The sequence below is a fragment of the Pseudomonas sp. PDM02 genome (assembly GCF_014852285.1).
GTDB lineage: Bacteria > Pseudomonadota > Gammaproteobacteria > Pseudomonadales > Pseudomonadaceae > Aquipseudomonas > Aquipseudomonas migulae.
On record NZ_JACVBL010000009.1, the window covers coordinates 22618 to 43878 of the forward strand.

The window sequence follows — 21261 nt, forward strand, 5'->3', positions numbered from 1 at the left end:
TTTGAGTGAGAACAGTTGATCAGGATGTGTATCGGCGGACGCCTTCGCGGGCAAGCCTCGCTCCTACAGGACTGATGAAGATCCGTAGGAGCGAGGCTTGCCCGCGAAGGCGTACTTATCAGCGCTGCAAAAACGCCTGATGCATCTCATCCAGCGTTTCAAAATGATAGGTCGGCGCTTCAGCGCTCAGCTCTTCGCGACTACCAAAACCATACCCAACCGCTGCCGCATCCAGCCCATTGCTGCGCGCGCCGATCAGGTCGTGTTTGCGGTCACCGATCATCAGGGTGTTGGCCGGGTCCAGGCCTTCTTCCGCTATCAGGTGGGCGATCAACTCGACTTTGTTGGTCCGCGTGCCATCCAGCTCGCTGCCGTAAATCACCTTGAAGTGTTTGGCGAAGTCGAAGTGCCGGGCGATTTCCCGGGCGAAGATCCACGGCTTGGAGGTCGCGATGTACAGCTGACGCCCTTGCCCGCCGAGGGTTTCGAGCAGCGGCGTGACGCCATCGAACACGCGGTTTTCGTACAGGCCGGTGACCTTGAAGCGCTCGCGATAGAAATTCACCGCTTCCCACGCCTTGGGCTCGTCGAAGTCGTAGAACTGCATGAACGCCTGCAACAACGGCGGGCCGATGAAGTGTTCAAGCTTGGTCAGGTCGGGTTCTTCGATGCCGAGTTTGCTCAGGGCGAACTGGATCGAACGGGTGATGCCCTCGCGCGGGTCGGTCAGGGTGCCATCGAGGTCGAACAAAACGGTTTGGTAATGCATTTTGAATCCTGAATAAGAGCGCCGGGATCAGAGCTGATCGTAGCCTTCGGCCAGATGCAGGTCCTTGAGCTTCACGTAATTCGCCGCGCTGTAGGTGAAAAAGGCTTTTTCCTTGTCCGTCAGCGGGCGGACCTGTTTCACCGGACTCCCCACATACAGAAAACCACTGTCCAGGCGCTTGCCCGGTGGCACCAGGCTACCGGCGCCGATAATCACATCATCCGCGACCACCGCACCGTCCATGACGATGCTGCCCATGCCGATCAATACGCGGTTGCCCACGCTGCATCCATGAAGCATGACTTTGTGCGCGATGGTCACGTCGTCGCCGATCAGCAACGGAAAGCCATCGGGGTTGAACGGCCCGGCGTGGGTGATGTGCAACACACAGCCGTCCTGCACGCTGGTGCGCGCACCGATGCGGATGCGGTGCATGTCGCCGCGGATCACCGTCAGCGGCCAAACGGAGCTGTCATCGCCGATTTCGACGTCACCGATCACCACCGCCGAACTGTCGACAAAAGCGCCTTTGCCCAGCAGCGGCGTGTGGTTCTGATACTTGCGAAGGGTCACGATAGGGTTTCTCTCTGTTGCCGATAGCTGCGGTGAGCGTCGATTGTAATTAAGATGGCCGCATGTTTCTTCCAGCCAAGGTGCCAAACGTGAGCGTGAACAACCCTCTTTTGCAGTCCTACGACCTGCCGCCGTTCTCGGCGATCCGGGCCGAACACGTGCAACCGGCCATTGAACAGATCCTGGCTGACAACCGCGCCGCGATTATCGAGATCCTCAAAACCCAGGACAAACAACCGACCTGGGCCGGCCTGGTGCTGGCGATGGACGAGCTCAACGATCGCCTCGGCGCTGCCTGGAGCCCGGTCAGTCACCTGAACGCCGTGTGCAACAGCCCCGAATTGCGCGAAGCCTACGAGTCCTGCCTGCCAGCGCTCAGCGCCTACTCCACCGAGCTGGGCCAGAACCGCGAACTGTTCGAGGCCTTCGAAGCCTTGGCCAACAGCCCTGAAGCCGCCGGTTTCGACGTCGCGCAGAAAACTATCCTGGAACACTCCCTGCGTGACTTCCGCCTGTCGGGTATTGACCTGCCAGAAGCCGAGCAGAAGCGTTACGCCGAAGTACAAAGCAAGCTCTCCGAACTGGGCAGCCGCTTCTCCAACCAACTGCTCGACGCGACTCAAGCCTGGACCAAGCACGTTACCGACGAAGCCGCCCTCGCCGGCCTGACCGATTCGGCCAAGGCACAAATGGCTGCGGCAGCGCAGGCCAAAGATCTGGAAGGCTTCCTGATCACCCTGGAATTCCCAAGCTACTACGCAGTGATGACCTACGCCCAGGACCGAGCCCTGCGCGAAGAAGTCTACGCCGCCTACTGCACCCGTGCGTCGGACCAAGGCCCGAATGCCGGCCAGAACGACAACGGGCCGGTGATGGAAGAAATCCTCGACCTGCGTCAGGAGCTGGCAAAACTGCTGGGTTTCGCCAGTTTCTCGGAGCTGAGCCTGGCCACCAAGATGGCCGAATCCAGCGATCAGGTGCTCAGCTTCCTGCGCGATCTGGCCAAGCGCAGCAAGCCGTTCGCCGCTCAGGATCTGGACCAGCTCAAGGCTTACGCCGCCGAACAAGGCTGCCCGGACCTGCAAAGCTGGGACAGCGGTTTCTACGGTGAAAAACTCCGCGAACAACGTTACAGCGTTGCCCAGGAAGCCCTGCGCGCTTATTTCCCGATCGATAAAGTGTTGGGCGGTCTGTTCGCCATCGTTCAACGTCTGTACGGCATCGAGATCGCCGAACAGAAAGGCTTCGACACCTGGCACCCGGACGTTCGCCTGTTCGAGATCAAGGAAAACGGCCAGCACGTCGGCCGCTTCTTCTTCGACCTCTACGCCCGCGCCAACAAGCGCGGCGGCGCATGGATGGACGGCGCCCGCGACCGTCGTCGCACGGCTGAGGGCGTGCTGCAAAGCCCGGTGGCCAACCTGGTGTGCAACTTCACCCCGGCCGACAGCGGCAAACCGGCGCTGCTGACCCACGACGAAGTGACCACCCTGTTCCACGAATTCGGTCACGGCCTGCATCACCTGCTGACCCGCGTCGAACACGCCGGCGTATCCGGCATCAACGGCGTGGCGTGGGACGCGGTCGAGTTGCCAAGCCAGTTCATGGAAAACTGGTGCTGGGAGCCGGAAGGCCTGGCGCTGATTTCCGGTCACTACGAAACCGGTGAGCCGCTGCCGCAGGACCTGCTGGGCAAAATGCTCGCCGCGAAGAACTTCCAGTCCGGCCTGATGATGGTGCGTCAGCTCGAGTTCTCGCTGTTCGACTTCGAACTGCACGCCACCCACGGCGATGGCCGCAGCGTGCTGCAAGTGCTCGAAGGCATACGCGACGAGGTCTCGGTCATGCGCCCGCCGGCTTACAACCGCTTCCCGAACAGCTTTGCGCACATCTTCGCTGGCGGTTATGCGGCGGGTTACTACAGCTACAAATGGGCTGAAGTACTCTCGGCAGACGCCTTCTCGAAGTTCGAAGAGGACGGCGTGCTCAACGCCGAAACCGGTCGCGCCTTCCGCGAAGCGATCCTCGCGCGCGGTGGTTCGCAGGAGCCGATGGTGCTGTTCGTCGACTTCCGTGGCCGTGCCCCGTCGATTGACGCACTCTTGCGCCACAGCGGCCTGAGTGAGGACGCAGCAGCATGAGCGAGGGGCCTGTGAAGACGAAAAAACGCTTTATCGCCGGGGCGGTCTGCCCGGCCTGCAGCGAGCCGGACAAATTGATGATGTGGAGCGAAGACGATGTCCCGCATCGCGAGTGCGTGGGCTGCGGTTATTCCGACACGTTGAATGAACAAGGCCTGTCCGTGCCCAAGGAATTGGGCACACGGGTCAACACATCGGCGCTGAAGGTGCCGGACGCCAAGGTTCAGGCCGTGCAGTTTTTCCCGAACCCGAAGCTGAAGAAAAAGCCTGACGAACACTGAGTGCAGCAATGACCTCCCGCAGCGCAATGCTGTGGGAGGTGCTGTTACTCGACGTGGGCCGACTTGAACCAGCTCTTCATCGAGCAGGCCGCGAACGGGCTTGTACTGCATTCCCCATTGGCCAGCGCCGTGCGCAGCTTCTCGGCATCCGCCTGCATCATGTAACGAATACCGTCCTTGAAGTGGGTGCTGTCGCCAAAGCCACCTTGAGTCATCTCGTTCAGGGCGTCTTCCTTGCTCCAGCCTTGCACCACCACCCGGTACATGGCGGCCATCAGGCCGGTCCGGTCCGATCCGTGCTTGCAGTGCATCAACACCGGGCCCTTGGCTTCGGCGGCCTGAATGGTGCGAAGGGCTTTGAGCACATCCGCGTCATCCACGTGGTTGGTGCGATAGGGCAACTGCACCTGGTCTATACCGGGCGTGGCCAGCCAGCTTGAATCCGACTCGGGCAGGAAGTTGATCACGGTGGCGACCTTGAGTTTTTCCAGCAACGGGACGGCTCCGCGGTCAGGCAATGCACTGCGGTAGAGCGTTGGAGACATCTGGAAGAGGTTGTACTGCACCTCGACCGATTGAGCCCACTCCGCAGGACGGGGTGCGACCGCATCGTCAGCGTGGGCGAGCGTCAGGTTGAGGAATGCGACCAGCGACAGGCATATCGCAGGGATAAGACGTAGGGACATGCTCGGCGACCGTATGCAAAGAGGCGGGATGACGACGCCAGATTGAGCCCTGATCAGTCAAAGACCTGTGAGCCGTCTGTCAAAGAATCGTGAATCATCCATTTATATACGATTGATCAACCATGGACGACGGTAGTTTCATGCCCCATTGCAACTAAGCCTGTATGAATCTCACACAGGCTTAGTTAAATAACAGGCTTAAGGATTGACGATACTGGAATACGCTTTCGCCAAGGCCAACAGTTTCTCCTTGTCATCACTGTCGATATCGCCGTCACCGTCCACATCGCTATTGACTGCTTTGATAGTGAAGGACCGGCCACCATCACTGGAGACCGCCGTCACGTAGGCTGAATCCACCAAGGCCTCGGTCGACAGCTCATTCACGGCGTCCCACCCCAGCTCCTTGCGAGCCAGTTGCATCGATACCTGCGCTTCCCGCGGGTTGGCAATACTCGGCGCCAGCAATTGTAAAAAGATACCGCGTTGATTAAATAACGACATTTATTAATTCCATTTAATAAGTAAATACACGGAACTTCGTGCGAAGCGAATACTACTTATCAAGTTAGCATCGGGGCTATTCGATATTTGTTTCCCGGCGTTGCGCCAAGTTGTACTTGTCAATCAATTACACAATAAATGGTCATCCTGCTTTGCCAGGGCGCCAAACGGCACTGGCCGGTTCGCTCAACCTTCGATACTGTATGCACATACAGCTACGAGTATTGTCCGATGAGCACTCCCTTGCCACCCCGCGGTCGCGGCACCGCCACCAACCCGCACAACCGCTTCGCGCCAAACCGTTCGGTGGCGGAGGACGATGGCTGGTATCAGGAGGCGCCGATGACCCAAGGCACCGAGGTGCGCATCGAGACCGCTAAAACCATCATCACCCGCAACAACTCACCGGACCTGCCCTTCGATCGCTCGATCAATCCCTATCGCGGTTGCGAGCATGGCTGCATTTATTGCTACGCACGGCCCAGCCACGCCTATTGGGACATGTCGCCGGGGCTGGATTTCGAAACCCGATTGATAGCCAAGACCAACGCCGCCGATGTGCTGGAAGAACAGCTGTCCAAACGCGGCTATCAATGCGCGCCGATCAACCTGGGCTCCAACACGGATCCTTATCAACCGATCGAACGCGAACACAAAATCACCCGCAAAACCCTGGAGGTGCTGCTGCGTTACCGTCACCCGGTGACCATCATCACCAAGGGCTCGCTGATTCTTCGCGACCTGGACCTGCTGGCCGAACTTGCCGAGCAAAGGCTGGTGGCGGTGATGATCAGCCTCACCACGCTGGACGATGAACTCAAACGCATCCTTGAGCCGCGTGCCGCAGCGCCCAAGGCCCGTCTCCGGGCGATCCGGGTGATGCGTGAAGCCGGGATTCCGGTGGGGGTGCTGTGTTCGCCGATGATTCCGATGATCAACGACAGCGAGCTCGAAAGCCTGTTGACCGAGGCACAGGCGGCCGGCGCGCAAAGTGCGGCCTACATGATGCTGCGCCTGCCATTGGAGGTGGCGCCGCTGTTCGAAGAATGGCTGGCGGCCCACTATCCTCAGCGGGCGGCCCATGTGTTGAGCCTGATCCGCCAGAGCCGCGGTGGCGAGCTCTACGACAGTCGGTTTGGCAGCCGGATGCGGGGCGAAGGTCCATTTGCCGATCTGCTGGCGCAACGCTTTGCCAAAACCATCAAACGCCTGGGGCTCAATCAGCGGGAAGGTTTCAATCTGGATTGCGAGGCCTTCTGTCCGCCGGGTCGCCAGATGTCGCTGATTTAAGGACAATTGACCTATGGTGAGTAATGGAAAACGTGCGACGCATTTAGGCTGGTCACGTTTTTTGTGATCTGGAACACACGTTCTAGAGCGGTTCATTCAGTTTCAGTTAAGATTCGGCCGCTACCTTGTTCATCGAGTGACTGACGGGTCGAGATTTACGGCCTGGATGTTTTTTATACAGCCACTGGCTTCACACCGGACAAAACGGGAAAATTCCCTGACTCCGCCAATGAGGATGAATTCATGAGTGACAAGGATAAACAGCCGTTGGCTGCGTCGGCTTCAGCCCAAACCGAGGCAGAAACCGCCGATGCAGCGTTGAAGCATATTGTTGACGGCTTTTTGCATTTTCATCATGAGATCTTTCCGCAGCAGGAAGAGCTCTTCAAAAAACTCGCCACGGCTCAACAGCCAAGGGCGATGTTCATTACCTGCGCCGACTCACGCATCGTGCCCGAACTGATTACCCACAGCTCGCCGGGTGATCTGTTCGTGACCCGCAACGTGGGCAACGTCGTACCGCCTTACGGTCAGATGAACGGTGGCGTATCCACGGCCATCGAGTACGCGGTGCTGGCGCTGGGCGTGCAACACATCATCATCTGTGGCCACTCCGATTGTGGCGCGATGCGTGCGGTGCTCAATCCCGACAGCCTGGAAAAGATGCCCACAGTCAAAGCCTGGCTGCGGCATGCGGAAGTCGCGAAAACCATGGTGCACGACAACTGCAACTGCACCGATGAAAACGAGACCATGCACATCCTCACCGAAGAGAATGTCATCGCCCAATTGCAACACTTGCGTACCCACCCCTCGGTAGCCTCGCGCATGGCGAACGGTCATCTGTTCATCCATGGCTGGGTCTACGACATCGAGACCAGCGCCATCAAAGCTTATGACGCCGATCAGGGTCGTTTCCTGCCGCTCGATGGCAGCCATCCGATTCCAGTGGCGACGCCCAAAGCGCGCTTCTAAATCTTCCTAAAAATCTGTGTGGTTTGACCCCGGCCGCTGTTTCAGCGGTCCGGCCTTGCCATGCCTGAAGAAAACTTCGGGAGAATCACCATGCGTGCAGCGCAACTCAAAGCTGTTCTGCCACGGGAGCTGCTCGCTTCAGTGGTCGTGTTTCTGGTCGCCCTGCCCTTGTGCATGGGCATCGCCATTGCCTCGGGCCTGCCACCCGCCAAAGGCCTGATCACCGGGATCGTCGGCGGTCTGGTGGTGGGCTGGCTTGCCGGTTCGCCACTGCAAGTCAGTGGCCCGGCGGCCGGGTTGGCCGTTCTGGTATTCGAACTGGTGCGCCAGCACGGCATCGCCATGCTTGGGCCGATCCTGCTACTGGCGGGTTTCCTGCAACTGGTGGCCGGGCGCTTGAAGCTGGGCTGCTGGTTTCGAGTGACGGCGCCGGCGGTGGTCTACGGCATGCTGGCCGGGATTGGCGTGTTGATCGTGTTGTCACAGGTGCATGTGATGCTCGACTCGGTGCCGAAACCTTCCGGGCTGGATAACCTGGCCGCCTTCCCCGCTGCCGTGGCTCAAGCCCTGCCTTCTTTTGGATGGCAAGCCGGTTTGCTCGGGCTCGCAACCATAGCGGTGATGTGGCTGTGGGAAAAACTCCGCCCACATTCCCTGCGCTTCATTCCGGGAGCACTACTCGGCGTAGGTCTGGCGACGGTCACCAGCCTGATGCTCGCCTTGCAGGTCAAACGGGTGGAAGTCCCGGCCAATCTGGCGGAAGCCATCGACTGGCTGAAACCCGAAGACTTGCTCAACCTGGCCGACCCGACCTTGCTGATCGCCGCTTTCGCCGTGGCCTTCATCGCCAGTGCCGAAACCCTGCTGTCGGCCGCAGCGGTAGACCGTATGCACAGCGGCCAGCGCTCGGACTTTGACCGCGAATTGTCGGCTCAGGGTGTCGGCAACATGCTCTGCGGCCTGCTTGGTGCGCTGCCGATGACCGGCGTGATCGTGCGCAGTTCGGCCAACGTGCAGGCCGGCGCCACCACCCGAATGTCGACGATATTCCATGGCCTGTGGCTGCTGGCGTTCGTGTTGCTGCTGTCGAGCGTGCTGCAAAGCATTCCCGTGGCGAGCCTGGCGGGTGTGTTGGTTTACACAGGTTTCAAATTGGTGGACCTGAAAGCCTTTCGCAGCCTGGGCCGATACGGCCGGATGCCGATGTTCACTTACGCGGCGACAGCGCTGGCGATCATCTTTACCGATCTGTTGACGGGCGTGCTGATCGGTTTCGGTCTGACGCTGGCGAAACTGGCGTGGAAGGCCTCACGATTGAAAATCAGCCTGATCGATCTGCCCAAGGACGGTGAGATGGAATTACGACTGATCGGGGCGGCGACCTTTCTCAAGGTGCCGGCACTGACTCAGGTGCTGGGGACCATCCCCGCCGGCGCGACGGTGCATGTGCCGCTCAATAACCTGAGCTACATCGATCATTCGTGCCTGGAATTGCTTGAGGAATGGGGACGGGCCAATGCGGCCAAGGGTTCGACGCTGATGATTGAGGCGCGGGGGTTGAAGCGCAGGCTGGAAGGGCGGTTGCGGACCACCGCCGGAATCGGTTCCACCGGTTAAATCCCCCCTGTAGGAGCGAGGCTTGCCCGCGAAGCCTTTGGCGTATTCAAAGACGCCTTCGCGGGCAAGCCTCGCTCCTACAGGGAGCATTGGGATTAGGCGGCGGGCTGGTCCAGTTCGAGACCTACGCCCAGCCGGCGCGACATGCATGGCCAGCGTTTCCACGCAGCGCCGGTATCCGGGCTGCTGAGCTTCGCGCGGTAGGCTTCGACCGATTCCAGCGCAAAGCTTTCATCGTCGAGCATGTTATCCACCGCGTGGTGCACCACTTCATCCAGTTGGTTGGCAAATTCCTCACCGATCAGTTGGTGAGCGATCAGGTTGGCGACAGTCATGTCCAAGGGGATCAGTGGCTGGCCAAAATGCTTGATGTACAGGTCGTTGACCTCTTCGACAAACCGATGCGCCAGATAGGCCTCGTCCAGCAGGCTGTCCAGTCCGACGTGCCCTGCCATGATTTCTGGCGGCTGAAGGAAGTATTGCTCGGCAATTTTCAGCACCGGTTTGATCTGTGACTCGATACCCGCTTCCCTGGCGACTTCATTGGCTGCATCCAGCAGATCAGGAACTTCATCGATATAGGCGGCTACAAAACGCGTCAGCACGCCATTGGCATCCGCCTCCGGCAGTTGGATCGATGGGTGTAGATGAGGCAGTTTGCTTTCCAGCTGACGTGTCAGAAGGCCGGTCTCGGCTTCATGTTGTTGGGCTTTTTGGATCTGCTCGCGCAATGCGGCGGTGTTCATGAAAACTCCAGGAAACAAAGGCAATGAAATAGGGAAGACATAACTTAGCTGGCATCCAAAAACTGCTAAGACGCATTTGTCATAAATATTTCATCCTTGAGACGTCAAAGTTATATCGATGTGCCACCACTCCTCTGCATCCTTCTCCATTCGTGACCTAGAACGCAAGTCCCAGCTGTTTCAGATGATTTACGCCCTCACATTGCGAGGTAGCAGTCGCTGTCTATACTCGGGTTGGAATGGAGTTAGCTGATGACGTCCGACTGCACACGCAGCAAGACCCGGCGATTCAAGTTCGTAGTCTGAAAATGCCGCTCCCTTGCCGCAGGTGAAAGCCGGCGGGATAACAAGAACGATAAGGGGAACCCGCAATGATGCGACATCCACACGTCTGGATGGGCCTCCTGTTGTGGTCGATTTTCAGTCAGGCACAAGCGGCCTGGACTGTGAATATGGCGCCGGGAGCGACTGAAATCAGTCACGCAGTATTTGACCTGCACATGACCATTTTCTGGATCTGTGTAGTGATCGGCATCATCGTCTTCGGCGCCATGTTCTGGTCGATGATCCTTCACCGCCGCTCGACCGGGCAGGTGGCCGCCAAGTTTCATGAAAGCACTACCGTCGAAATCCTCTGGACCATCGTGCCCTTCATCATTTTGGTGGCCATGGCGGTACCGGCGACAGCGACCCTGATCAAGATGTACGACGCCAGTGAGCCGGATATCGATATCCAGGTCACCGGCTATCAGTGGAAGTGGCACTACAAATACCTGGGCCAGGACGTCGAGTTCTTCAGCAACCTGGCCACTCCCGCCGACCAGATCCACAACAAGGAAGCCAAGGGCGAGCACTACTTGCTCGAGGTCGACAAGCCGCTGGTGCTGCCGATCGGCGCCAAGGTGCGCTTCCTGGTGACCTCCGCCGACGTCATCCACTCCTGGTGGGTGCCAGCCTTCGCGGTCAAGCGCGATGCGATCCCGGGGTTCGTCAACGAAGCCTGGACCCGCGTCGACAAGCCCGGTCTCTATCGTGGCCAGTGCGCCGAGTTGTGCGGCAAGGACCACGGCTTCATGCCGATCGTGGTCGAGGTCAAGGAAAAGGCCGATTACGAAAAATGGCTGGGCGAGCGCAAGGCAGAAGCTGCGCAACTCAAAGAACTGACCAGCAAGGAATGGACCCTCGACGAGCTCAAGGAGCGCGGCGACAAGGTCTATCACACCACTTGCGTGGCCTGTCACCAGGCCGAAGGCCAGGGCCTGCCGCCGATGTTCCCGGCGCTCAAGGGCTCGAAAATCGCCACCGGACCGATCAAGGATCACTTGGGCATTGTCTTCCACGGCAAGCCTGGCACCGCCATGGCGGCGTTCGGCAAGCAGCTGTCGGAAGTCGATATCGCAGCGGTCGTGACCTACGAACGTAACGCCTGGGGCAATAACAAGGGCGACATGGTCACGCCTAAAGAAGTGCTGGAGCTGAAACAGGCGGAAAGCAAATGACCCGGTCTATTGCGTACACCAGCAACCGGTCGGGGCTACGCGCCCCGGCCCGCCCAGCCCATCTGTTTGCAGGAGACAGGACATGACTGCTGTAATCGATGAACCTGTTCATACCCACACCGAGCACGCCCACGGCCCTGCCAAAGGCCTGATGCGCTGGGTGCTGACCACCAACCACAAGGATATCGGCACGCTGTACCTGTGGTTCGCGTTCTCCATGTTCCTCTTGGGCGGTTCGTTCGCGATGGTGATTCGCGCCGAACTGTTCCAGCCGGGGTTGCAGATCGTCCAGCCGGAGTTCTTCAACCAGATGACCACCATGCACGGTCTGGTGATGGTCTTCGGTGCGGTGATGCCGGCCTTCGTCGGCCTCGCCAACTGGATGGTCCCGCTGATGATCGGCGCGCCAGACATGGCGCTGCCGCGGATGAACAACTTCAGCTTCTGGCTGCTGCCGGCGGCGTTCCTGCTGTTGGTGTCGACCCTGTTCACCCCCGGTGGCGGGCCGAACTTCGGCTGGACGTTCTACGCGCCGCTATCCACGACCTATGCGCCGGAAAGCGTGACGTTCTTCATCTTCGCCATCCACTTGATGGGGATCAGTTCGATCATGGGCGCGATCAACGTGATCGCCACCATCCTCAACTTGCGCGCCCCCGGCATGACGTTGATGAAAATGCCGCTGTTCGTCTGGACCTGGCTGATCACCGCGTTCCTGCTGATCGCGGTGATGCCGGTACTGGCCGGTTGCGTGACGATGATGCTGATGGACATCCACTTCGGCACCAGCTTCTTCAGTGCTGCCGGTGGCGGTGATCCGGTGTTGTTCCAGCATGTGTTCTGGTTCTTCGGTCACCCGGAGGTGTACATCATGATCCTGCCGGCCTTCGGTGCCGTCAGCTCGATCATCCCGGCATTTTCGCGCAAGCCGCTGTTCGGCTACACCTCGATGGTCTATGCCACGGCATCTATTGCGTTCCTGTCCTTTATCGTCTGGGCACACCACATGTTCGTGGTGGGCATTCCGCTGGTGGGCGAGCTGTTCTTCATGTACGCCACGCTGCTGATCGCGGTGCCGACCGGGGTGAAGGTGTTCAACTGGGCCAGCACCATGTGGCAAGGCTCGCTGACCTTCGAGACACCGATGCTGTTTGCCGTGGCGTTCGTGATCCTGTTCTCCATCGGCGGCTTCTCCGGGTTGATGCTGGCCATCGCCCCGGCGGACTTCCAGTACCAGGACACCTACTTCGTGGTCGCGCACTTCCACTACGTACTGGTGCCGGGGGCGATTTTCGGGATCTTCGCGTCGGCCTACTACTGGATGCCGAAATGGACCGGCCACATGTACGACGAAACCCTCGGCAAGCTGCACTTCTGGCTGTCGTTCATCGGCATGAACATGGCCTTCTTCCCGATGCACTTCGTGGGGCTGGCAGGCATGCCGCGGCGGATTCCGGACTACAACCTGCAATTCGCTGACTTCAACATGGTGTCGTCGATCGGTGCGTTCATGTTCGGCGCCACGCAGATCTTCTTCCTGTTCATCGTGATCAAGACCATCCGTGGCGGCCCGCCAGCACCGGCCAAACCGTGGGATGGCGCGGAAGGCCTGGAGTGGAGCATCCCGTCACCGGCGCCGTATCACACGTTCACCACGCCGCCGGAAGTGAAATGAAACACCTCGGTCCTGTAGGAGCCGGCTTGCTGGCGATGAACGATTACGCGGCGTGCCTGATGCACCGCGGTGTTTGCATCGCCAGCAAGCCGGCTCCTACAGGGTTCGGTGTTGAGGGTTTGAATCATGGCTGATTCTGTTTCGATGAAAAAACTGGTCACCCGCCTGTTGCTGGTGGTGGTGGCGATGTTTGTCTTCGGCTTTGCCCTGGTGCCGATCTACGACGTGATGTGCAAGGCGTTCGGCATCAACGGCAAGACCGCCGGGCAATACGAAGGCGAACAAACCGTCGATACCTCGCGGCAAGTCCGCGTGCAGTTTCTGTCGACCAACTCTGCTGACATGTCCTGGGATTTCTACCCCAAGAGCGATGAGTTGACGGCCAACCCAGGGGCGGTCAACGAGATGATCTTCATAGCCCACAACCCGACCGACCGGCCTATGAGCGCGCAAGCGGTGCCGAGCATCGCGCCGAGCAACGCGGCGGCGTATTTCCACAAGACCGAATGTTTCTGCTTTACCCAGCAAGTGCTGCAGCCCGGTCAACGGATCGAGATGCCGGTACGTTTCATCGTTGACCGCGACATGCCCAAGGAAGTGAAGCACCTGACGCTGTCCTACACGCTGTTCGATATCACCGCCCGACATCCACCGGTGGCTGTAAATACTGGCGGCTGAGCGTGCCCGATAAGGAGAACAATAAATGGCAACTCATGAGCACTATTACGTACCGGCCCAAAGCAAATGGCCGATCATCGCCACGGTCGGGATGTTCATCACCGTGTATGGCCTGGCCACCTGGTTCAACGATCTGAAAGCGGCGCGGCCGGAATCCCACGGCCCGTTGATCTTTTTCGTCGGTGGCCTGCTGCTGGCGTACATGCTGTTCGGCTGGTTCGGCACGGTGATCAAGGAAAGTCGCAGCGGTTTGTACAGCGCGCAGATGGATCGCTCGTTCCGCTGGGGCATGAGCTGGTTCATTTTCTCGGAGGTGATGTTCTTCATCGCCTTTTTCGGCGCGCTGTTTTATGTGCGCCATGTGTCCGGTCCCGCCTTGGGTGGCGAAGGCACCAAAGGCCTCGCCCACATGCTGTGGCCTGCCTTCCAGTGGACCTGGCCGCTGCTGAACAACCCGGACTCCAAACTCTTTGTACCCCCGAAGGAAGTCATCAGCCCCTGGGGCCTGCCGTTGCTCAATACCGTGTTGCTGGTGAGTTCCAGCGTCACGATAACCATCGCCCACCACGCCTTGAGAAAGGGCCATCGCGGCGCGTTGAAAATCTGGCTGGCGATCACCGTGTTGCTAGGCTGCGCGTTCCTCGGCTTCCAGGCCGAAGAGTACATCCACGCTTACCACGAACTGGGCCTGACTCTGGGCTCGGGCATCTACGGCGCGACGTTCTTCATGCTGACCGGCTTCCACGGCGCGCACGTAACCATCGGCACCATCATTTTGTTTGTGATGTTGATGCGGATCCTGCGCGGACACTTCGATAACGAGCACCAATTCGGATTCGAGGCAGCGAGCTGGTATTGGCACTTCGTGGATGTCGTGTGGATCGGGTTGTTCATTTTCGTCTACGTGTTGTAGGAGCCAGCAAGTTACCAAGGCGCAGTAGAGACCAACTGGCCGCTGAAAAAACCCCAGGCGATCAAGCCGACGGTAACAGCGGCCAGGGCAACACGGACACTCAAGGCAATGACGAGGCGGTTCGAGCTGCTGTCGTCCTTGACCAGAAAAAACAGGCCGCTGAACAGGCTGACAACCGTGGCAATCAGCATCAGGACGATGGCTGCTTTGAGCATGGTGGGACTCCGGGGGACAGGCGATGCACTTGAGTATAGCTATCGCGACCAATGACTTTCTGGCGACGCCATGAAGCGCTTTCGGCCGGGCATCGTGCCGACGCTGGTGGTCGCCCTCCTGCTGCCGCTGCTGGTGTCGCTCGGCTTCTGGCAACTGGGCCGTGGCGCAGAGAAAAGCGCGCTGCTGCACACCTACGCCGAACGCCGTGCCGCCGAACCGATGGCCAGCACCGAACTGCCACACACCGAGGATCCGGCCTTTCGCCGGGTTCGCCTGCACGGCCAGTTCGACGCCGCGCACAGTCTGCTGCTGGATAACCGTCAACGCGACGGCAAGGTTGGCGTGGAGCTGCTGCAACCGTTTCAGGATCAGGCGACCGGGCTCTGGTTGCTGGTCAATCGCGGCTGGCTGCCGTGGCCGGACCGGCGGACACCGCCGCAATTCACCACACCCGCCCAGGCATTGAGTCTCGATGCCTGGGTCTACGTTTCCCCCGGCGCGACGTTTCAATTGCACGCTGACCCGGACAGCACAACCTGGCCGCAGCTGATCACAGCGGTCGAGCCGACCAGGCTCTGGTCGGCTCTGGACCGTGAAGGGTTTGCCTACGAATTACGCGCAGAAAACAGCCTCGCAACCTACCGGGCCGACTGGCCGATCGTTGCCACAGGGCCGGAAAAACACATCGCTTATGCCGTGCAGTGGTTCGCCATGTCGATCGCCCTGCTCGGCCTTTTTATCTACCTCGGCTGGCACAACGCAAAGGAGAAACACCATGGGAGCGGCCATGAATCCACCCAGCATGTCTGAAGCGAAAACGCCGGCGAACCGGCGCAAGGGTCGCTTGCAGCTGTTACTGATCCTGCTCGTGGTGATCGGCCCGATGATCCTCGCCACCGGCATGTACAAACTGAATTTCTGGGTGCCGGAAGGCCGCAGCTATCACGGCGAACTGATCGGCAACGGCCAGACCCGCGCCGACCTTGGCGTGCAGGCGCAGGAAGAGCGCTGGCAACTACTGGTCACGGCACCGAAGGCATGTGCGGTGGACTGTCAGCAACTGGTGTATCTGGCACGGCAAATCCAGATCGGCCTCGGTCGCGATGCGTCCCGCGCCAGTCATGCCATCGCCACCGCGCAGCCGCTGAACAGCGATTACGAGACTAAACTTCAACGCGAGTACCCGCAGTTGCAGCGGTATTCCCTGGACCTGCCGACCTACACCAAAGGCGCTCAGAGCAATGACACGCCGCACCTGTGGATCATCGACCCCCACGGCAATCTGGTGCTGCGCTACGACCCGACGGTGAAGGGCAAGGACTTGCTCAACGACCTGCGCCATCTGCTGAAACTGTCGAACATCGGATAAGGGCATCGTCATGGCCAAACCTGGATTTCGCCTCGCGCTGTTTGCCACCTTGCTGGCACTGATTGTGGTGCTGCTCGGCGCCTACACTCGCCTGACCCACGCCGGTCTCGGCTGCCCGGACTGGCCGGGCTGCTACGGCTTTATCAGCGTGCCGAAAAGCGAAGCCCAGCTGGCGCATGCCGAACTGCACTTTCCCGATGCGCCCGTCGAAGCGCACAAGGGCTGGAACGAGATGGTCCACCGTTACTTCGCCGGCACGTTGGGGCTGTTGATCTCGGTGCTGGCCGGTCGCGCGTGGGTGCATCGTCGTCATCCGGGACAACCGGTGAAGCTGCCGTTGTTTCTGTTGGCGGTGGTGATTGCCCAAGCGGCGTTCGGCATGTGGACGGTGACGCTCAAGCTTTGGCCGCAAGTGGTGACGGGGCATTTGCTCGGTGGGTTCGCGACGTTGAGCCTGTTGTTTCTGCTGACCCTGCGCCTGTCCGGCGTGCTACCCGCGCTGACCGTACCCCGGCGCTTGCAGTACTGGGCGACGGCCGGGTTGTTGCTGGTCATCCTGCAAATCGCCCTCGGCGGGTGGGTCAGCTCCAACTACGCGGCGGTGGCCTGCATCGACTTCCCGACCTGCCACGGGCAATGGCTGCCACCGGCGGACTTCGCCAACGGCTTTCACCTGACCCAGCACATCGGCCCCAATTACCTGGGCGGGCAGCTCGACAGCGATGCTCGCACGGCGATTCACCTGACTCACCGTATCGGCGCGCTGTTGGTGACAGTGGTGCTGCTCGGCCTCGCATGGCAACTGAAAGTCGTCGGCATGACGCGCCTGGCCGGGCTGGTGCTGATTGCCCTCGCCACACAAATCACCCTCGGCATCAGCAACGTGCTGTTCCACCTGCCGCTGCCGGTGGCCGTCGCGCATAACGCCGGCGGTGCAGCGCTGCTGCTGACGATGGTGCTGGTCAATTATCACGCGCGAACCAGTCTGGTTCGGGTCAAGCAACCGACACGCTGGCGGTTCAGCCCGCGTAAACATTCAGCCGGGCCCATAACAATAAAAGGAGAGATGCCATGGCGACTCTGATCGGCGCACGTCACAACCAGGCAATCTGGCGTGACTACCTGGAGCTGACCAAGCCGAAAGTGGTGGTGCTGATGCTCATCACCTCGCTGGTCGGCATGTTCCTCGCGACCCGCGCCGGGGTGCCATGGACCGTGCTGGTGTTCGGCAATCTGGGGATCGCCTTGTGTGCCGGCGGTGCGGCGGCGGTGAATCATGTAGTGGACCGACGCATCGACGCGGTGATGGCCCGAACCCACAAACGCCCCTTGGCCGAAGGCCGGGTCTCACCGACGGCGGCGCTGACGTTCGCATTGGTGCTGGCGGTGCTGGGCCAGGCGTTGCTGCTGGCCTTCACCAACCCGCTGACCGCTTGGCTGACCCTCGCCTCCTTGCTCGGTTACGCCGTGGTCTACACCGGTTTCCTCAAACGCGCGACGCCGCAGAACATTGTCATCGGCGGCCTCGCCGGTGCCGCCCCGCCGTTGCTCGGCTGGACCGCCGCCACCGGCCACATCAGCGCCGAACCGTTGTTGCTGGTGCTGATCATCTTCGCCTGGACCCCGCCGCACTTTTGGGCGCTGGCCATTCACCGCAAAGAGGAATACGCCAAGGCCGACATTCCGATGCTGCCGGTAACCCACGGCGAGCACTACACCAAGATTCACATCCTGCTCTATACCTTCGCGTTGCTGGCCGTGAGCCTGATGCCGTATGTGATCCACATGAGCGGCATGCTTTACCTGATTTGTGCGTTGGGACTGGGCGCAAGGTTTCTGCAATGGGCCGTGGTGCTGTACCGTGGCACTCGACCGCACGCGGCGATCAACACGTTCAAGTACTCTATTTACTACTTGTTCCTGCTGTTTATCGCGCTGCTCGTAGACCACTACCTACTGTTGAACCTATGACTCGAACCCAGAAAACCGTCTTCATCCTTGTTGCCCTGATCGCACTGGTTCTGGGCCTGACCATCAATAAAGTGCTGTCCGGCAAAGGCCAGGGCGACCCGACCGCGTTGATCGACGCCGGGATCATCCTGTTGCCGCAAAGCCGTAACCTGCCGGACGTGACGATGACCGATCAGGACGGCAAACCGGTGGCGGTCAACGCGCTGAAAGACAAGTGGAGCCTGCTGTTCTTTGGCTACACCTTCTGCCCGGACATCTGCCCCACCACCCTCGCCCAACTGCGCCAGATCAAGAGCGAACTGCCGCCGGAGGCTGTGGATAAATTGCAGATCGTGCTGGTCAGCGTCGACCCGAACCGCGACACGCCAAAGCAGCTCAAGCAATACCTGGGCTACTTTGATCCGCAGTTCCAGGGCCTGACGGCGACGTCGGTGGAAGACATTCAGAAACTGGCCAACGCGGTGAGCATTCCGTTCATTCCGGCGGACACCAGCAAACCGAATTACACGGTTGATCACAGCGGCAACCTGGCGGTGATCGGGCCGGACGGGACACAGCGCGGGTTTATCCGGGCGCCGTTGAACAACGCGAAGCTGGTGGCGCAATTGCCCGTAATGCTTAACCGCAAGTAAACACCACGCCCCTGTAGGAGCCAGGCTTGCCGGCGAAGGCGATCTCTCGGACGCCTTCGCCGGCAAGCCTGGCTCCTACAGGGGGCGTGTGTTTCGGGCAAAAAAAATGGGGCGCATTCAATGCGCCCCATTTTTCGTTACAGCGTCAGATCAGAACGCCGGCACCACAGCGCCTTTGTACTTCTCGAGAATGAAGGCTTTCACTTCCGGGCTGTGCAGCGCGGCAACCAGTTTCTTCATGTCTTCGCTGTCCTTGTCGTCCGGGCGGGCAACGAGGATGTTCACGTACGGCGAGTCGCTGCCTTCAATGACCAGAGCATCCTTGGCCGGATCGAGCTTGGCTTCCAGCGCGTAGTTGGTGTTGATCAGCGCCAGGTCGACCTGGGTCAGCACGCGCGGGATGGTTGCGGCTTCCAGCTCGCGGAATTTCAGGTCCTTGGCGTTCTCGGTGATGTCCTTGACGGTCGACAGGATGTTGTTCGAATCCTTCAACTTGATCAGGCCAGCCTTGGCCAGCAGCAGCAAGGCGCGGCCGCCGTTGGTGGCGTCGTTCGGGATCACCACGGTGGCGCCGCCCGGCAGTTCGGTCAGTGCCTTGTACTTGCTGGAATATGCGCCCAGCGGTTCCAGGTGCACACCGGCTACGGAAACCAGGTTGGTACCCTTAGCCTTGTTGAACTCATCGAGGTATGGCTGGTGCTGGAAGAAGTTGGCGTCCAGACGCTTTTCCGCCACTTGCACGTTCGGCTGAATGTAATCAGTGAAGACTTTGACCTTCAGGTCCACGCCTTCTTTGGCCAGGGCCGGTTTCACGAATTCGAGGATTTCTGCGTGCGGGACCGGGGTGGCCGCAACGGTCAGGGTGTCGGCGTGGGCAGAAAAGGCTGCAACGGCAGCGAACGCGACGAGTAGTTTTTTCATTCAGCTAACTCCTTGTGAATATCCGCTTGCGGCGCCTGTTTGCGGCGCCCGCCAGCGAAGGGCCTGCTCATAAATTATTTGCGCGAGAAGTGTACGACCAACTTGTCGCCAACCGTTTGCAGCACTTGAACCAACACCAGCAGCAACACCACCGTGACGACCATCACGTCAGTCTGGAAACGCTGGTATCCGAAACGGATCGCCAGGTCACCCAGACCACCGGCGCCAACCACACCGGCCATCGCCGTGTAGGACACCAGTGTAATAGCTGTCACCGTAATCGCCGCGAAGATGCCCGGGCGGGCTTCCGGCAGCAAGGCATTGGTGATGATCTGACGTGTCGTCGCGCCCATGGCCTGGGTCGCTTCGATGATGCCGCGATCCACTTCACGCAAGGCGGTTTCCACCAGACGCGCGAAGAACGGCGTGGCACCGACCACCAGCGGCGGAATCGCACCGGCGACACCCAGAGAAGTGCCGGTGATCAACACGGTGAACGGGATCATCACAATCAGCAAAATGATGAAGGGCAATGAACGCAGGATGTTCACCACCAGCGACAACATCGCGTATACGCCTTTGGCTTCCAGCAACTGACGCGGGCTGCAGAGAAACAACAGCACGCCCAGCGGCAGGCCCAGCAAAACGGTGAACAGCAGCGAACCGCCGAGCATCAGCAGGGTGTCGCCGGTGGCCAGCCAGATTTCGAACCAATCGATGTTGGCGAAAAACGTTGTCAGAGCTTCCATTAACGAAGCACCTCCATATGAACGTCAGCCGCGGTGAAGCGGGCAAACGCCGCCTCCATGTCGCCGCCGGTGACCGCCAGGGTCAGTTGCCCATAGGGGATGTCTTTGATGCGATCGATACGGCCGGCCAGAATGCTGTAGTCCACGCCCGTTTCCCGAGCGACGGTTCCCAGCAACGGCGCGTAGGTCGCTTCGCCCTGGAAGGTCAGACGCACGATACGGCCCGGCACGTGAGCAAAGTCGTCGCGCTGTTCGCTTTCGTCAATCTGCTCGTCTTCTTGCACGAAGCGTTTAGTGGTCGGGTGTTTCGGGTGCAGGAACACCTCAGCGACCGAACCTTGCTCGACGATCACGCCAGCGTCCATCACGGCCACCTGGTCGCACACGCGACGGATCACATCCATCTCGTGGGTGATCAGGACAATGGTCAGTTTCAGTTCGCGGTTGATCTCGGCCAGCAGTTGCAGGACCGACGCCGTGGTCTGCGGGTCCAGTGCACTGGTGGCTTCATCGCACAGCAGGATTTTCGGTTTGGTCGCCAGTGCGCGGGCAATGCCGACACGCTGCTTCTGGCCGCCCGACAACTGCGCCGGGTACTTTTTGGCGTGGTCGGACAAACCTACCCGCGCCAGCAACTCGGCGACACGCTGGTCGATCTCGCCACGCGACAGTTCACCGGCGAGGGTCAGCGGCAGTGCGACGTTGTCGGCCACGGTCTTGGAAGCCAGCAAGTTGAAGTGCTGGAAAATCATCCCGACCTGCTGACGGAAGCGCCGCAAGCCGCTGGCGTCGAGCGCGGTGACTTCTTCGCCGTCGACGATGATCTTGCCGCCACTGGAGTTCTCCAGGCGATTGATCAGACGCAGCAGGGTACTTTTTCCCGCACCGGAATGACCGATCAGGCCGAAAACCTGGCCGTTCTCAATCGACAGACTGGTCGGGTGCAGGGCGGGAATATCCTTACCGGCGACGCGGTAGGTTTTGTGGACGTTTTGAAACTCGATCACGTAGCGAACCTTGTGGGGCGCGTTGAATAAGGATCAGCGGTTAGCCGGG

At 59.9% G+C, this 21261-nt stretch carries 23 protein-coding genes; 14 read left to right on the forward strand and 9 right to left on the reverse strand.

Annotation, left to right across the window (positions count from 1 at the left end; all coding sequences use genetic code 11):
* Nucleotides 1–118: 118 nt before the first annotated feature.
* The gene (locus IB245_RS16875; protein ID WP_192228108.1) at nucleotides 119–769 is read right to left on the reverse strand and encodes an HAD family hydrolase; all 651 of its coding nucleotides are present in this window, start codon (nucleotides 767–769) and stop codon (nucleotides 119–121) included.
* 27 nt (nucleotides 770–796) lie between these two features.
* The gene (locus tag IB245_RS16880) at nucleotides 797–1342 is read right to left on the reverse strand and encodes a gamma carbonic anhydrase family protein (protein ID WP_192228109.1); all 546 of its coding nucleotides are present in this window, start codon (nucleotides 1340–1342) and stop codon (nucleotides 797–799) included.
* 62 nt (nucleotides 1343–1404) lie between these two features.
* Between IB245_RS16880 and prlC the strand changes: the two genes are divergently transcribed.
* Nucleotides 1405–3483, forward strand: coding sequence for an oligopeptidase A (prlC, locus tag IB245_RS16885; protein WP_192228110.1), 2079 nt, complete (start codon nucleotides 1405–1407; stop codon nucleotides 3481–3483).
* Nucleotides 3480–3764, forward strand: a complete 285-nt coding sequence (locus IB245_RS16890; RefSeq protein ID WP_192228111.1) for a YheV family putative zinc ribbon protein — start codon at nucleotides 3480–3482, stop codon at nucleotides 3762–3764. Before prlC ends, IB245_RS16890 begins: the two co-directional genes overlap by 4 nt.
* Nucleotides 3765–3808: 44 nt before the next feature.
* Here the strand turns inward: IB245_RS16890 and IB245_RS16895 are convergent, their stop codons facing one another.
* Nucleotides 3809–4450, reverse strand: a complete 642-nt coding sequence (locus tag IB245_RS16895; RefSeq protein WP_192228112.1) for a dual specificity protein phosphatase family protein — start codon at nucleotides 4448–4450, stop codon at nucleotides 3809–3811.
* A gap of 198 nt (nucleotides 4451–4648) precedes the next feature.
* Complete coding sequence (locus tag IB245_RS16900; protein ID WP_192228113.1) at nucleotides 4649–4954, reverse strand: hypothetical protein; 306 nt, start codon at nucleotides 4952–4954, stop codon at nucleotides 4649–4651.
* Nucleotides 4955–5185: 231 nt separating this feature from the next.
* On the opposite strand from IB245_RS16900, the gene IB245_RS16905 reads away from it, so the two are divergent.
* From IB245_RS16905 to IB245_RS16915, 3 genes are all read left to right on the forward strand, one after another.
* A complete protein-coding gene (locus IB245_RS16905; RefSeq protein WP_008027708.1) occupies nucleotides 5186–6244 on the forward strand; it encodes a PA0069 family radical SAM protein in 1059 nt (352 codons plus the stop codon).
* A 243-nt stretch (nucleotides 6245–6487) separates the two neighbouring features.
* Entirely contained in the window at nucleotides 6488–7219 is a 732-nt protein-coding gene (locus IB245_RS16910) for a carbonic anhydrase (protein ID WP_008044681.1), read from the forward strand.
* A 90-nt stretch (nucleotides 7220–7309) separates the two neighbouring features.
* Nucleotides 7310–8836 (forward strand): SulP family inorganic anion transporter, encoded by a 1527-nt coding sequence (locus IB245_RS16915; protein ID WP_192228114.1) that lies wholly within the window; start codon nucleotides 7310–7312, stop codon nucleotides 8834–8836.
* A 95-nt stretch (nucleotides 8837–8931) separates the two neighbouring features.
* On the opposite strand, the gene IB245_RS16920 is transcribed toward IB245_RS16915, so the two are convergent.
* Nucleotides 8932–9582, reverse strand: coding sequence for a hypothetical protein (locus tag IB245_RS16920; RefSeq protein ID WP_008027703.1), 651 nt, complete (start codon nucleotides 9580–9582; stop codon nucleotides 8932–8934).
* Nucleotides 9583–9953: 371 nt separating this feature from the next.
* Here IB245_RS16920 and coxB point away from each other — a divergent pair, with 371 nt between their 5' ends.
* The 4 genes from coxB to IB245_RS16940 all read left to right on the forward strand — a co-directional run bounded on the left by coxB (nucleotide 9954) and on the right by IB245_RS16940 (nucleotide 14347).
* Entirely contained in the window at nucleotides 9954–11081 is a 1128-nt protein-coding gene (gene coxB, locus IB245_RS16925; RefSeq protein WP_008027701.1) for a cytochrome c oxidase subunit II, read from the forward strand.
* An 82-nt stretch (nucleotides 11082–11163) separates the two neighbouring features.
* Nucleotides 11164–12756 (forward strand): cytochrome c oxidase subunit I, encoded by a 1593-nt coding sequence (ctaD, locus tag IB245_RS16930; RefSeq protein ID WP_008027700.1) that lies wholly within the window; start codon nucleotides 11164–11166, stop codon nucleotides 12754–12756.
* 126 nt (nucleotides 12757–12882) lie between these two features.
* The gene (locus IB245_RS16935) at nucleotides 12883–13434 is read left to right on the forward strand and encodes a cytochrome c oxidase assembly protein (RefSeq protein WP_008027696.1); all 552 of its coding nucleotides are present in this window, start codon (nucleotides 12883–12885) and stop codon (nucleotides 13432–13434) included.
* A 25-nt stretch (nucleotides 13435–13459) separates the two neighbouring features.
* Nucleotides 13460–14347, forward strand: coding sequence for a cytochrome c oxidase subunit 3 (locus IB245_RS16940; protein WP_008027694.1), 888 nt, complete (start codon nucleotides 13460–13462; stop codon nucleotides 14345–14347).
* Between the two features lie 11 nt (nucleotides 14348–14358).
* On the opposite strand, the gene IB245_RS16945 is transcribed toward IB245_RS16940, so the two are convergent.
* A complete protein-coding gene (locus tag IB245_RS16945; protein ID WP_008027692.1) occupies nucleotides 14359–14562 on the reverse strand; it encodes a twin transmembrane helix small protein in 204 nt (67 codons plus the stop codon).
* A gap of 70 nt (nucleotides 14563–14632) precedes the next feature.
* On the opposite strand from IB245_RS16945, the gene IB245_RS16950 reads away from it, so the two are divergent.
* From IB245_RS16950 to IB245_RS16970, 5 genes are read left to right on the forward strand one after another with little or no spacing between them, the layout of a single operon-like run.
* Complete coding sequence (locus IB245_RS16950) at nucleotides 14633–15373, forward strand: SURF1 family protein (protein ID WP_192228115.1); 741 nt, start codon at nucleotides 14633–14635, stop codon at nucleotides 15371–15373.
* A complete protein-coding gene (locus IB245_RS16955; protein WP_008027689.1) occupies nucleotides 15339–15932 on the forward strand; it encodes a hypothetical protein in 594 nt (197 codons plus the stop codon). Before IB245_RS16950 ends, IB245_RS16955 begins: the two co-directional genes overlap by 35 nt.
* A 10-nt stretch (nucleotides 15933–15942) precedes the next feature.
* Entirely contained in the window at nucleotides 15943–17016 is a 1074-nt protein-coding gene (locus IB245_RS16960; protein ID WP_192228116.1) for a COX15/CtaA family protein, read from the forward strand.
* Nucleotides 17004–17903: a heme o synthase gene (gene cyoE / locus IB245_RS16965; RefSeq protein ID WP_008027686.1), complete on the forward strand. Its 900-nt coding sequence runs from the start codon at nucleotides 17004–17006 to the stop codon at nucleotides 17901–17903. The genes IB245_RS16960 and cyoE overlap by 13 nt, the downstream gene beginning before the upstream one ends.
* Nucleotides 17900–18535, forward strand: a complete 636-nt coding sequence (locus tag IB245_RS16970; protein ID WP_008027684.1) for an SCO family protein — start codon at nucleotides 17900–17902, stop codon at nucleotides 18533–18535. The genes cyoE and IB245_RS16970 overlap by 4 nt, the downstream gene beginning before the upstream one ends.
* Nucleotides 18536–18685: 150 nt before the next feature.
* On the opposite strand, the gene IB245_RS16975 is transcribed toward IB245_RS16970, so the two are convergent.
* The 3 genes from IB245_RS16975 to IB245_RS16985 all read right to left on the reverse strand — a co-directional run bounded on the left by IB245_RS16975 (nucleotide 18686) and on the right by IB245_RS16985 (nucleotide 21212).
* Nucleotides 18686–19456 (reverse strand): MetQ/NlpA family ABC transporter substrate-binding protein, encoded by a 771-nt coding sequence (locus IB245_RS16975; protein ID WP_008027681.1) that lies wholly within the window; start codon nucleotides 19454–19456, stop codon nucleotides 18686–18688.
* A gap of 74 nt (nucleotides 19457–19530) precedes the next feature.
* Nucleotides 19531–20205 carry a methionine ABC transporter permease gene (locus IB245_RS16980; protein ID WP_008027679.1) on the reverse strand — a complete coding sequence of 225 codons (675 nt, stop codon included), beginning with the start codon at nucleotides 20203–20205 and terminating at the stop codon, nucleotides 19531–19533.
* Nucleotides 20205–21212 carry a methionine ABC transporter ATP-binding protein gene (locus tag IB245_RS16985; RefSeq protein WP_008027677.1) on the reverse strand — a complete coding sequence of 336 codons (1008 nt, stop codon included), beginning with the start codon at nucleotides 21210–21212 and terminating at the stop codon, nucleotides 20205–20207. The genes IB245_RS16980 and IB245_RS16985 overlap by 1 nt, the downstream gene beginning before the upstream one ends.
* Between the last annotated feature and the right edge of the window lie 49 nt (nucleotides 21213–21261).